Here is a 12,243-nt window from a genome sequence, read left to right as displayed (position 1 = left end):
CTCCGAAGCCGGTCAGGCGGTGTATTTGTCGCAGGTCATCTTCGCCGATCCGACCGACGGCGTGGGGTCATCGATTCCCGCGCCGTTGTTCACGGACAGGTCGCGCTTGTCGCGGACGAGGTAGGAGGCGGTGTACTGGATCCTGGGCGCGCCGATGAGCCAGGTGCCGAACAGCGGCTTGTACTGGTAGTTGACCTCGACAAAGATCACCGCTTCGCCAGCAGGTGCCTTCACCTCGGCGCCCGCTCGACCCATGCCGGCAAAGCCGGTGCCGGTGCTGCCCGTGCCCGCAGTGCCGAAGCTCGAATCCCAGCCGACGCCCCGTTTCATGCCGAGGCAGCGCTGCCAGTGAATCCATTGGCCGCCGCTGGAATTGGTTTCGAGGCTCGACAACGTCACGCGGCCGTTGTTGGCAAGATCGATCCGGGCGCCCTGAAGGCGCACGCCCTGCATCACATCGTTGATGTCGATTTCGCGCAGTTGCTGGATCGTGCCGCCTGCGGCATCAGCGCCTGCCCGGGAGGCATTGTCGGCCAGCATCAGCGCGATCTGGCTGACGCGGAGATGGGTTTGGGCCAGGTTCGCGGTCTCGATGCCGTACATGCCCATGCCCATCACGGCGGGCATCGCATAGGCGAACTCGATCAATGCTAGGCCGCTCCGATCCCGCCGCAGCCGCGACAAAAGAGATGCGAAAGGCGGCGCCTTGGTCCGGATCAGGTGCATAGCGTCTTCACCGTCGGAACGTTCTGCGCGTTGTAGGGCTGGTTGCGCAGATAGGTCTTGACCGTGATCGTCTCGGTCGAAGGCAGGCCGATCATGCCGGCCAGCGGGAAAAGCCGCGGGAAGGTCATCTTCATCGTATAGGCGGCGACATCGTTCGCGCCGCCCTGGCCGTCGTTGCCGGGATCGGAATCCCATTGGCCGTTGGCGTTCACATCGTCGAAGCATTCGCCGGGATCACGCTGGCCGTTGCCGTTGGAGTCGGTGAACCGCTCGGGCTTGGCGGTCAGATAGCTGGTGTAGCTCTTGCGCAGCGGCGTGAAGGTCGCGTTCTTCACGACCAGCCTGACCTGATTTTCAGCCTTGGCCTGGATCGCCGCGAGCTTGTCGCCGCTTCCTTCCATGCCGGAATCGCGAGACGCCTTCTGAATCTCGCCTTCCAGGACCGAGGTGGCGTAGCTGCTATAGGCCAGGTCCATCGATGCCATGATCAGCAGCAGCATCGTCGGCGCGACGACGGCGAATTCGGCGATCGGCGAGCCGCGCGCATCGTCGCGGAGCCGCGCGAGAAAGGAGGGCCGCATCATTTCGAGATCCTCAGCTCGGCGATCTTGCCGGCGATCTGCTTGAACGCGTCCTGCAGCTTCTGGTCGGTGGGCGCGTAGATCGCCGTGCTCGCGCTCGACGCGCAGGCCTTCATATCGTCGGTCAACGTCTGTGCATAGGCGACGACCCAGACCGTGATGCCGTTGTTCTTCGCCTGGGTGCAGATTGCCTGGAGCCGGGCATTGTGCTTCGGTTCAAGCTGCGAGGGCGTCGTATTGATGACGAATTGGCTGGAACTGGTCACGCACGTCCCGACCGGCTTCGACCCCATCACACGCCCTTCGAGCCGCTCGTAACCGAGGCTGCTGTAGACGCAATTCAGCGGGTTCATGTCGCCGTCGGTCATGAAGACGAGGTGGCGACCGCAGGTCCGCCCGGTACGGCAGTCGGTATCGGCCGCAAATGGCCCGTTGGGCGACAGGAAACGTGCGCCCCATACGAAGCCGACGTCGTGATAGGTGTAGCCGATCGCCCTGAAGTCGCTGGCGTTGACGTAGTTACTGACGTCGGTGCGGCTCATCACCGCCAGGCGCTGCGCCTGTTTCGGGCAGGCATATTCCTGATATTGCGCCAGGATCATATTCGGCGTGTACCGGCTGCGCAGCGTCGACGAAGAACTGGTCCAGGTATCGGCCGTCGTGTCGTCGGATGCGACGTTCGGCCGATCGTAAACGGCGTCGATCCAGGCCGGACGCCATTTCGTGCCCGACGTGCTGCTCGGAATCAGGTTGATGTCGCTGTCGCCGGTTTGACGTTCGATGACGCACCCGTCCCAGACGGAAGTAGCGCCGTCGACACGGGTCGGATTGGTCACCGTCGCGCCCGTTTTGTAGGCGCTGACATCGACCGGCCAATCGTCATAGCGCCACATCGGCACGAGCGTATAGGTCGTCGTCTTGCACACGCTGGGGTTGCGGCCGCTCGCGGCCGTCCAGCTGTTCACGACAGTACGCGAGGCCGGGTAGTCGGTGCCCGCAGGGCTGCGCGCGACTGCCCGGTTGTTGCAGTCGGTCTGGCTGTCGCCGTTGTAAGTATTCGTCTTGGCTGTCGAATCGGCGTCGGCGATCCGCTTGCGGGTCGGGAAGGTCGAGCTGTCGTCGACATAGTTGGCCGGAATGATCGTGCCGACATTCACCGACGACGCATAGGGAACGAACCCGTAGCGGATCCTCGAATTGGCGTCGGCCGCCGCTGCTAACGTGTCGTAGAAGGTCAGCACGGCGGTGCGCAGAGCCTTGATCTTCGAGCCCGTCTTTTCCTGCATGTAGTAGCGCGTGCCCGACGGCGAGGAGTAAGACACGGGCGTGGTCTCGTTCGAGCACGAGGTCTCGGACGTGGTGCAGGTCATCGATCCGGTGACATCGAGCACGAACATCACGTCGACGTCGCCGATCTCCTTGCGCGCCTCGCAGGTGACGTTCAGCGTCGTCGGGCCAGCGCCGAACATGCTCATCAGCGTGACTGGCACGGTGACCGACGCTGTGCCCTGAACCTGGCCATCGGTGGTGTCGCTCGCCGCAAACGAAGCGTTGCTGGTCTGAAACCAGCCCGACCTGAAATTGTTGTCGAAGAATAGCCTGGCCTGCGTCTTGTTGTCGTCGGTGAGCGACGTGCCGGTCATCATCTTGCGGCCGGCCAGCGCACCGGCATCGCAGGACTGCTGCAGCCGCACCTTCACGACGTACAGCCGCGCCATGTCGACCGCCGCGCCGGTGAAGCCGGCCAGCGGAAGCAAGGCGGCAGCCATGATCGCCGCGGTATTGCCCGCAACGTTCCGCGCCAGCCGCCCGAGGAAGCCGGGCTTGTCCGCGGCGTGCCGCTTTCGTTCGATCCCCAGCATATCCACCTCGGGCGAGCTTGCTTGCACTGTGAGGCAGCGCGCCTAAGGCGTCCTGAAGGGGCAAGGTTAACCACGCGTAGCATGATGAATGCGGATATCTCGGCACCACAGCCGGCCGACCCGGAGCGGGCGCTGGCGCTGGCCTACGCCCCGTCCTCCCGGCGGCCCGCACTGGCGGCGCTGTGGGCGCTCGACGAACAGCTCGGCGCAATCGTGGCGCGGACCGAGAATCCGGCAGTGGGGCAGATGCGCCTGACCTGGTGGCACGATGCACTGCAGTCGCTGGGGACGGCGGCGCCGGTAGATCCGGTTCTGGTAGCATTGGCCGACGCGTCGGCGATCGAGCCCACGTCGCTGCTGCCGCTGATCGACGGCTGGGAAGCGCTGCTCGATCCGCTGCCTCTGCCAGAGGATTCGCTCGCGACCTATGCCGCGGCACGGGGCGGCACGCTGTTTGGGGTTGCGGCGAAGCTGTTGGGCGGCGCACCCGACGCGGCGGAGCGGGCGGGTCGGCTGTGGGCGCTGGTCGATCTCGCCTTCCGGATCAGCGACCGGACCACGGCGGAGCGGGCGCTTGCGCTGGCATCCGCTTACGCCATGCCCGAGCGCCTGCCGAAAGCCTTGGCCGTGCTCACGGCGCTCGCAGGGCGGGATCTGAGGCGCGGGCTGGACTTGCCACGGCGGCAGGGCTCGCCGCGCCGCGTCGCTCGTGCGATGCTGGCGGGCTTGACCGGCCGTTAGCGGTTTCTAAGCTCACCCTAACGGGGGGAGTTCGGGCATGTGGCGATTTCTGGCGGGCGTCGCGTCGGCGCTGTTGCTGGCGGGGGCGGGGCTGGTCTGGTGGAGCAGCGGCAAGCAGGACACGCCGCTGCTGTCGGCGATCGCGCCACCGCTCGCGCGCTCGACCGAGGCGCCCGACGTCGCGCCGCCCGAAGCCGAAGAGCGCACGCGCGAGCAGAAGCGCTTCGACCGCTACGACAAGGACCGCAACGAACTGGTCAGCGCGGAGGAGTATCTGGCGAACCGGCGCAAGGCGTTCGCGCGGCTGGATGCCGATCATGACGGGCGGCTGAGCTTCGAGGAATGGGCGAAGAAGACGACGGACAAATTCGCCGCCGCCGATGCCGACAAGTCGAAGGCGCTGTCGCGAGCGGAGTTCGCGACGACCAAGGTGGTGCGCAAGACCCGGCCGCGCCCAAACTGCCCGCCGCCGCCGGCTGCGCGAGAGGAAGATGAGGGTTAGAAGTTCCGCAACAGAGGCCAATTCGTTAGCCTATGTCCGGTTTGCAGCCATATGAGGCTGTGAGCTGATGCCGAGGAAGGGCGCAGTCGGCCCTTTCGGGTCAGAGCGACAGATGTCCCAATGTTCTGAGTGCCCAGCACATTCATGTCGGGCGCGTCATTTTCTTCCAGGGCTTGTTTTCCAGGATCGGAGCGGCTTGACTGCCGGCTTCGGGAGACTGTCATGACCCTTCACACGACCGACTGGACCAGGGACGCGGAGGCGATGCTGCCGGATCTCGTTGCGCTCCGCCGCGCGATTCACTCGGAACCGGAACTCGGGCTTTCGCTGCCGAAGACGACGGCGAAAGTGAAGGCCGCCCTGGCCGGGCTGCCGCTCGAATACCGGGAAGGGGGTTCGACGACCGGCCTCGTCGCCGTTCTCAACGGGGCGGCGAGCGGGCGGACGGTGCTGCTGCGTGGCGACATGGATGCGCTGCCGATGCATGAGGACACCGGCCTCGCATTCGCATCCGGCACCGAGGGCGCGATGCACGCGTGCGGGCACGACAGTCATGTCGCAATGCTGGTCGGCGCCGCGAAGCTGCTCTGCGCCAGGCGCGACGCCCTGAAGGGCACCGTGCTGTTCATGTTCCAGCCGGGCGAGGAAGGCTGGCACGGCGCGCGCTACATGATGGACGACGGCCTTCTCGATCCGCTGCCGGACGCGGCGTTCGCGCTGCACGTGATGCCGAATGCACCCCACGGTGTGTTCAGCAGCCGCGCCGGGCCGCTCCTTGCCTCTGCGGACAAGATCAAGGTGACGGTGCACGGGCGCGGCGGCCACGCCTCGATGCCGCATGACGCGCTCGATCCGGTGCCGATCGCCTGCGAGATCGTGCTCGCGATCCAGACCTGGGTCACGCGGCATGTGTCGGTCACCGATCCCGCGGTGGTGACGATCGGCAAGGTCGAGGGGGGATCGACCGACAATGTCATTCCCGAATCCGCCTCGCTGCTGGGCACGATTCGGACGCTGTCGCCGGGCACGCGCGCCGCGGTGCAGGATGGGTTGAGAAGGCTCGCCGAAGGGATCGCGGCGGCGCACGGTGCGAGCGCGACCGTCGCGTTCGAAGCCGGCTTTCCGCCGACCGTGTGCGACGCCCGCGCGGTGGATTTCGCCCGCGCGACCGTGGAGGATGTGTTCGGCGCGTCGTCCTGGATCACCATGCCGGCACCCGTGATGGGCGCGGAAGACTTCTCTTATGTCCTGGAGAAGGTGCCGGGGGCGATGGCCTTCCTGGGAGCGTCTGAGAGCGGCAGCGACTGGCGCAGCTGCTGCGGTCTGCACTCCAACCGGATGGTGCTCGATGAAAGCGTGATGGCGCGGGGCGCTGCACTCCACGCCGCTATTGCTGAGCGCTTCCTCGCGAACGGCTTCGGCTAAGCTATTCCATCGCCACGTGCTGAATGCCTTCCGGCTTTGCCGGGCGGCGGAGGAACAGGACCAGCGGCACCGCCAGCATCGTCACGATCGCCATCATCTTGAAATCGTCCAGATAGGCGATCATCAGCGCCTGCCGATTTATCTCCGCATCGATCATGGCCATGACGGAATCGCCCGCGCTCATCAGCCGCTCGGACGCGGAGGCGTCGATCGAGGGCAGGCTGAACGGGGTGATATGGCCAACCAGGTCAGAATGGCTGGTCTGGACGTTCCGCGCGAGGAACGTCGTCACCACCGAGATGCCGGCGGATGCGCCGATCGAGCGGAACAGGTTCAGCAGGCTCGCGCCTTCGGTCCGGTATTTGGGATCGAGCGTGCCGAACGCCGTCAGGTTCAGCGGCATGAACACCAGACCCATGCCAAGCCCCTGGATCGCGCCGGAAATCACGATCCAGCGATAATCCATGCCCAGCGACCATTGCGTCATTTCCCACAGCGACACGGCAGCGATCGCCATGCCGGTGCCGACCAGCCAGCGCGGGTCGATCTTGCCCATCAGCTGGCCCGCGACCCACATCGTGATCAGCACACCCACGCCACGCGGCGCGAGCAGCAGGCCCGCGTCGATCACCGGATAGTCCCAGATCCGCTGCAACATCGGCGGCAGCAGCGCCATCGTCGCGAACATGATCACGCCGATCACCAGCATGAAGAACAGCGCCGTCAGCATGTTGCGGTTGGTGAAGATTTCGCGATCGAACATCGGGTGCTTCGCCGTCGTCATGTGGACGCCCCACATCCAGGCGGCGGCAAGCGCGACGCCGGCCTCGATCCGGATTTCCCAGCTGTCGAACCAGTCAAGCTGCTGGCCGCGGTCGAGCATCACCTGGAAGGTGGAGACCGCCAGCGCCAGCAGGGCAAAGCCGAAGATGTCGAACCGCCGCGGCCGCAGCGGCTTCGACGGCAGCAGCAGCCACATCATCGTGAAGGTGATGATGCCGAACGGCACGTTGACGTAAAAGCACCAGCGCCAATCGAAATTGTCGGTCAGCCAGCCGCCGAGCACGGGCCCGAGGATCGGCCCGACCATGATGCCCATGCCCCACACGGCCATCGCCCGCGCCTGTTTGGACGGCGGATTGATGTCCATCATGACCGTCTGGGACAGCGGATTGATGAAGGCCGCGGCGATGCCCTGGAAGACCCGGAAGATCACCATTTCGCCAAGGCTGGTCGCGATGCCGCACAGCATCGACGCAAGCACGAACCCGGCCACCGCGAACAGGAACAGGTTGCGCGAGCCGAACCGGTCGGCAAGCCATCCGGTCACCGGAATGGCGATCGCCGACGCGACGATATAGCTGGTCAGCACCCAGGTGACGGTATCCGCCGTCGCGCCCAGCGACGTCTGCATGTGCGGCAGCGCCACGTTCGCGATCGTGGTGTCGAGGATCTGCATCACCGTCGCGAGCATCACCGCGATGGTCAGCAGACCTCTTTGCTCGACGGGCGTGGCGGCGACGTCCGCGCCGACGTTAGCGCTGGCCGCGGACATCGACCCTGACGTTCGCACTGAGGCCCGCGATCAGCGGCCGCGGGGACTGCTCGTCGATCGCGATCCGCACCGGCACGCGCTGCGTGACCTTGACCCAATTGCCGTTGGCGTTCTGGGCCGGAAGCACCGAGAATTCGGAACCCGTGCCGGCGCCAAAGCTCCAGACATGGCCCTTCAGCTTCAGCCCCGAATAGGCGTCGATCTCGATCTCCGCAGGCTGGCCCACACGGACCTTGTTGAGCTGCGTTTCCTTGAAATTCGCTTCCACCCAGGCACGGTCGCTGACGACAATGCTGAGCGCCGGCAGCCCGGAGACGATCTGATTGCCGACCTGCAGCCGATCCGCCTGGCTGACGGTGCCGGCGGATGGCGCGCGGACTTCAGTGCGCTTCAGGTTGAGCAGCGCCTGGTCGAGCTGCGCGCGCGCGGCCGCAATCTGCGGGTTTTCGCCCGGCACGGCGGCGCCGGTCTGCAGCTTGGCCTTGGCTTCCGCTGCCTGCGCCTGCGCGTTTTCAAGCTGCACCCTGGCCTGTTGCAGGGCATGCTGCGAGTTGAGGTACGACGCGCGCGTTGTGAAACCGCGCTTCATCAGCTCCGACTGGCGGTCGAAATCTTCCTGCGCCTGCTGGATGGCGATGCGCGCGCCCGAGATATCGGCGCCCTTGCCCTGATATTCGGTCTTGAGCGTCTGGACGTTGACCTGCGCATTGGCGAGCGCAGCGCGGGCCTGCTCGACTGCGATGCGGTAAGGCTCTGGATCGATCCGGAACAGCAGGTCGCCCTTGTTCACATGCTGGTTCTCGCGGACGTTCACGGCGACGATGCGGCCGCCGACATCGGCGGAGACTGAAACCTTGTCCTGCTGGACATAGGCGTTGTCGGTCGAAACGAACCGGCCGGACGTCAGCCACACATAGGCCCCGACCGCGACCAGGATCAGCGGAACGGACAGAAGCGCGGCCAGGCGCAGCCAGCGCCGCTTCGGCTTTTCAGCCTGCGGCGTAGCCTGAACGTCGGCGGGAGCGGCGATTTCGCGCTCGGCGATGATGGGGCGATCTGCGTCAGCCATTGGCGGCGGTCTTTTCTTTTCTTTCGTCGTTGAGATTGATGCGGATGCGTTCCAGCAAGGTCATGAGCGTCTCGCGCTCGGCAGCGCTCACGCCGTCCAGCGTCTCCTCGATGAGGTCATCGGCCAAAGAACGCAGCTCCCCCAGAATCGGGCGCGCGCGATCGGTCAGATAGATACGCCAGGCGCGGCGATCCGTTGGATCGGGCCGGCGCTCGACCAGGTCGGCTTCCGACAAGCGGTCGACCATCCGGCACAGGGTGATTGCTTCCACGTCGAGCAGATCGGCCAGCCGGCCCTGGTTGACGCCCTCGTGCCGGGAAAGAGTCGTTAGCATCCGCCATTGCGGGCGCGTGACGCCGATCGTGCGCGCGCGCACGTCGAAGGCCCGCCGCATCAGGCGCGAGATGTCCCCGACCAGAAAACCAAGCGTATCTGCCATGTCCACACATATAATAGACAATGCTTATTATTCAATGATTGAGTCGTGAACGGGGAGACGGCATTCGGACCAGCGAGGAGGCGCGTATGGAAACGGTCACCGGCGGCTGCCAATGCGGGCGAATTCGCTACGAAGTCGCGATCGACAATGATGAGGCCTATCTCTGCCATTGCCGCATGTGCCAGCGCGCCACCGGCGGGTTCGCGGCGGCGTTCAAGAGCGTGAAGAGAGCGGGCGTGCATTGGATGGGCGACGAGCCGGACTGGTACGACAGCTCGCCGATTGCCCGGCGTCCGTTCTGCGCAAGCTGCGGAACGCCCCTGGGCTTTGCTTTCATCGGAGGCAGCGAGAAGATGGACCTGACCATCGGCAGCTTCGACGATCCCGCGCGGTTCACGCCCGTCCATCATTTTGGCGCGGAAAGCATGCACGAGGCCTGGATCGACACGTCCGGCCTGAAACGGATTCGCACGGACGAATATCAGGTGCTGGTCGACAAATGGAATAAGGTCGGAGGCATGCCCTCCTAAACCCCGTTCGTTTCGAGCGAAGTCGAGAAACAACGGCTCCCAGCTATGCGCTTCTCGACTTCGCTCGAAGCGAACGGATAATGGGGAGGAATGACGCCCACGACCCACTTTTTCACTGCGCCCGATGGCGTCCGCCTCGCCTGGCACGAGCTGGGCGAGGGGAGGCCGGTGGTGCTGATCCACGGCTATATCTCTTCGGCCGACATGAACTGGATCCGTTTTGGCCATGCCGCCAAGGTTGCCGCCGAAGGTTTTCGGGTGATCATGCCGGACCTGCGTGCGCACGGGAAAAGCGGCGCGCCGCATGATCCCGCCCTCTATCCGCCCGATATCCTGACCGACGATAATCTCGGCCTGGTCGAGTATCTGGGCCTCACGGATTATGATCTAGGCGGTTACTCGCTCGGCGCGCGCACGGTGTCGCGGATGCTGGCGCGAGGCGCGAAACCGAACCGCGTGGTCCTGTCCGGCATGGGACTGGAAGGGCTGATGCATACGTCGCGCCGCGCCGGCCACTTCCGCCACGTCCTCACGAACCTCGGCAGCTTTCGCCCCGGCACGCCGGAAGGCAATGTGCAGGGCTTCATCAAGTCGACGAAGAGCGATCCGATCGCGCTGCTCAATATCCTGAACACATTCACCGATACGCCGGAAGCAGTGATCCGCTCGATCGCGCAGCCGACGCTGGTGCTGTGCGGCGAAGACGATGACGACAACGGCTCCGCGACTGCCTTGGCCGAGGCGCTTCCGCATGGACAACTGGCGCTCGTCCCCGGCGGTCACATGAGCGCGGTGGTGAAACCTGAGCTGGGGGAGGCGCTCGCCCGGTTCCTCGCCGCTTGACCTCTCGCGCGCCGGCGCGTCATCTGCCCGGCATTCAAAAAAGGGGAAGCCGATGAAGAGGATCATGATTTCGGCGCTTGCCGTTGCGGCTGCGCTGGCAAGCGCCGGCGCGGTCGCCCAGCAGCCTGCCGCTCCCACCGCCGCCGAAGCGGACGCGTTCGTCGCGAGCGCCGAGAAGCAGCTCGCCGACTTCTCGGTCGAGGCAAACCGGGTCGCCTGGATCAACAACACCTACATCACCGACGATACCGATGCGCTGGCGGCCAAATACGGCACCATCGGCACCGAAATGGCGGTCAAGTTCGCCAAGAAAGCGGCGCGATTTCAGAAGGTTCCAGGACTCTCCTTTGATACGAAGCGAAAGCTCGACATCCTGCGCGGCGGGCTTGTCCTGCCGGCGCCGACGACGCCGGGCGCCGCGAACGAGCTCAATGAGATAGCGACGCGGCTTAACTCCACTTACGGCAAGGGAAAGGGCACGCTGCACGGCAAGCCGATCAGCGGCAGCGATATCGAAGCGGCGATGGGCACGAGCCGCGACCCTGCCGCGCTGAAGGAGATGTGGGTCAGCTGGCACGACAATGTCGGCAAGCCGATGCGTGCCGATTATGCGCGGATGGTCGAAATCGCCAACCTGGGGGCGAAGGAGCTCGGCTATCCGGACACGGGCGCAATGTGGCGGTCCCAATACGACATGCCGCCCGACCAGTTCGCTGCGCTGACCGACAAACTCTGGAACCAGGTCAAGCCGCTCTATGACGAGCTGCATTGCTACACGCGCGCCAAGCTGAATGCGAAATATGGCGATGCGATCCAGCCCAGGACAGGTCCGATCCGCGCCGACCTGCTCGGCAATATGTGGGCGCAGGAATGGGGCAACATCTATGATGTGGTCGCGCCTCCGGGCACCGGTGACCTCGGCTATGAAGTCGGCGACCTGCTGAAGGCCAAGGGCTATGACTGGAAGAAGATGGTCGAGACGGGGGAGGGCTTCTATTCCTCGCTCGGCTTCGCGCCGCTGCCCGACACGTTCTGGAAGCGCTCGCTGTTCCTGAAGCCGGCCGACCGGGACGTCGTGTGCCACGCCTCGGCCTGGGATATCGATAACAAGGACGATCTGCGCATCAAGCTGTGCATCAAGGTGAACAGCGATGACTTCGTCACGATCCACCACGAGCTGGGCCACAATTATTATCAGCGGGCCTATAAGAACCAGCCGTTCCTGTACGAGAACGGCGCCAATGACGGTTTCCATGAGGCGATCGGCGATTTCGTCGCGCTGTCGATCACCCCGCAATATTTGGTGAGCATCGGCCTGCTCGACCCTGCCAAGGTGCCGAGCGCCGACAAGGATATCGGCCTGCTGCTCCGCCAGGCGATGGACAAGGTCGCGTTCCTGCCGTTCGGGCTGCTGGTCGACAAATGGCGCTGGGGCGTCTTTTCGGGCCAGATTCAGCCTGCCGACTACAACAAGGCGTGGACCGCGCTCCGGCTGCAATATCAAGGCGTAACCCCGCCGGCGCCGCGCGACGATGCGACCGCATTCGATCCGGGCGCCAAATACCATGTGCCCGGCAACACGCCGTACACGCGCTACTTCCTCGCCCGGCTGCTCCAGTTCCAATTCTACAAGGCGGCGTGCGAGCAGGCGGGCTGGAAGGGCCCGCTGCACCGCTGCTCCTTCTACAACAACAAGGAAGTCGGTCGCCGCCTGAACGCGATGCTGGAAATGGGCGCGAGCCGGCCATGGCCCGATGCGCTGGAGAAATTCACCGGCACCCGCGAAATCTCGGGCGATGCGATGGTGGCCTATTTCCAGCCGCTGATGGTGTGGCTGAAGCAGCAGAACAAAGGGCAGAGATGCGGGTGGTAGCGCGCGCTTCCTCTCCCTTGAGGGGAGAGGAACAGCGGAGCTTGGCAGCTTGCTGCCTAGCGCAGCTAGGAGAGGGTGGTTAGCGCCTTACCACAGG

The 12,243-nt window shown here is 64.9% G+C and carries 12 protein-coding genes; 6 read left to right on the top strand and 6 right to left on the bottom strand.

What is annotated here, in order from left to right:
- Positions 1 to 12: 12 nt before the first annotated feature.
- The 3 genes from SCH01S_RS03910 to SCH01S_RS03900 form a co-directional block, all read right to left on the bottom strand.
- Complete coding sequence (locus tag SCH01S_RS03910; protein WP_245612149.1) at positions 13 to 648, bottom strand: TadE/TadG family type IV pilus assembly protein; 636 nt, start codon at positions 646 to 648, stop codon at positions 13 to 15.
- A gap of 68 nt (positions 649 to 716) precedes the next feature.
- Positions 717 to 1,310 carry a TadE/TadG family type IV pilus assembly protein gene (locus SCH01S_RS03905; protein WP_052733757.1) on the bottom strand — a complete coding sequence of 198 codons (594 nt, stop codon included), beginning with the start codon at positions 1,308 to 1,310 and terminating at the stop codon, positions 717 to 719.
- Complete coding sequence (locus SCH01S_RS03900; RefSeq protein WP_169746349.1) at positions 1,307 to 3,196, bottom strand: TadE/TadG family type IV pilus assembly protein; 1,890 nt, start codon at positions 3,194 to 3,196, stop codon at positions 1,307 to 1,309. The genes SCH01S_RS03905 and SCH01S_RS03900 overlap by 4 nt, the downstream gene beginning before the upstream one ends.
- A 54-nt stretch (positions 3,197 to 3,250) precedes the next feature.
- Here SCH01S_RS03900 and SCH01S_RS03895 point away from each other — a divergent pair, with 54 nt between their 5' ends.
- From SCH01S_RS03895 to SCH01S_RS03885, 3 genes are all read left to right on the top strand, one after another.
- Positions 3,251 to 3,910 (top strand): squalene/phytoene synthase family protein, encoded by a 660-nt coding sequence (locus SCH01S_RS03895; RefSeq protein WP_245612148.1) that lies wholly within the window; start codon positions 3,251 to 3,253, stop codon positions 3,908 to 3,910.
- Between the two features lie 37 nt (positions 3,911 to 3,947).
- On the top strand, positions 3,948 to 4,412 hold the full coding sequence (locus tag SCH01S_RS03890; RefSeq protein ID WP_046347455.1) for an EF-hand domain-containing protein: 465 nt from the start codon (positions 3,948 to 3,950) through the stop codon (positions 4,410 to 4,412).
- Positions 4,413 to 4,634: 222 nt separating this feature from the next.
- Positions 4,635 to 5,837 (top strand): M20 metallopeptidase family protein, encoded by a 1,203-nt coding sequence (locus tag SCH01S_RS03885; protein WP_046347454.1) that lies wholly within the window; start codon positions 4,635 to 4,637, stop codon positions 5,835 to 5,837.
- Between the two features lies 1 nt (position 5,838).
- Here the strand turns inward: SCH01S_RS03885 and SCH01S_RS03880 are convergent, their stop codons facing one another.
- From SCH01S_RS03880 to SCH01S_RS03870, 3 genes are read right to left on the bottom strand one after another with little or no spacing between them, the layout of a single operon-like run.
- Positions 5,839 to 7,392 (bottom strand): DHA2 family efflux MFS transporter permease subunit, encoded by a 1,554-nt coding sequence (locus tag SCH01S_RS03880; RefSeq protein WP_046347453.1) that lies wholly within the window; start codon positions 7,390 to 7,392, stop codon positions 5,839 to 5,841.
- Positions 7,373 to 8,461, bottom strand: coding sequence for an HlyD family secretion protein (locus tag SCH01S_RS03875; protein WP_046347452.1), 1,089 nt, complete (start codon positions 8,459 to 8,461; stop codon positions 7,373 to 7,375). The genes SCH01S_RS03880 and SCH01S_RS03875 overlap by 20 nt, the downstream gene beginning before the upstream one ends.
- A complete protein-coding gene (locus SCH01S_RS03870; protein WP_046347451.1) occupies positions 8,454 to 8,900 on the bottom strand; it encodes a MarR family winged helix-turn-helix transcriptional regulator in 447 nt (148 codons plus the stop codon). The genes SCH01S_RS03875 and SCH01S_RS03870 overlap by 8 nt, the downstream gene beginning before the upstream one ends.
- Positions 8,901 to 8,986: 86 nt before the next feature.
- On the opposite strand from SCH01S_RS03870, the gene SCH01S_RS03865 reads away from it, so the two are divergent.
- The 3 genes from SCH01S_RS03865 (at position 8,987) to SCH01S_RS03855 (ending at position 12,146) form a co-directional block, all read left to right on the top strand.
- A complete protein-coding gene (locus tag SCH01S_RS03865) occupies positions 8,987 to 9,430 on the top strand; it encodes a GFA family protein (RefSeq protein WP_046347450.1) in 444 nt (147 codons plus the stop codon).
- A 90-nt stretch (positions 9,431 to 9,520) separates the two neighbouring features.
- Positions 9,521 to 10,273: an alpha/beta fold hydrolase gene (locus SCH01S_RS03860; protein ID WP_046347449.1), complete on the top strand. Its 753-nt coding sequence runs from the start codon at positions 9,521 to 9,523 to the stop codon at positions 10,271 to 10,273.
- A gap of 52 nt (positions 10,274 to 10,325) precedes the next feature.
- On the top strand, positions 10,326 to 12,146 hold the full coding sequence (locus SCH01S_RS03855) for a M2 family metallopeptidase (protein WP_046347448.1): 1,821 nt from the start codon (positions 10,326 to 10,328) through the stop codon (positions 12,144 to 12,146).
- Positions 12,147 to 12,243 lie beyond the last annotated feature (97 nt).

Source organism: Sphingomonas changbaiensis NBRC 104936 (assembly GCF_000974765.1).
Lineage (GTDB): Bacteria > Pseudomonadota > Alphaproteobacteria > Sphingomonadales > Sphingomonadaceae > Sphingomonas_B > Sphingomonas_B changbaiensis.
This window is presented reverse-complemented; position numbering and strand designations above follow the sequence as displayed.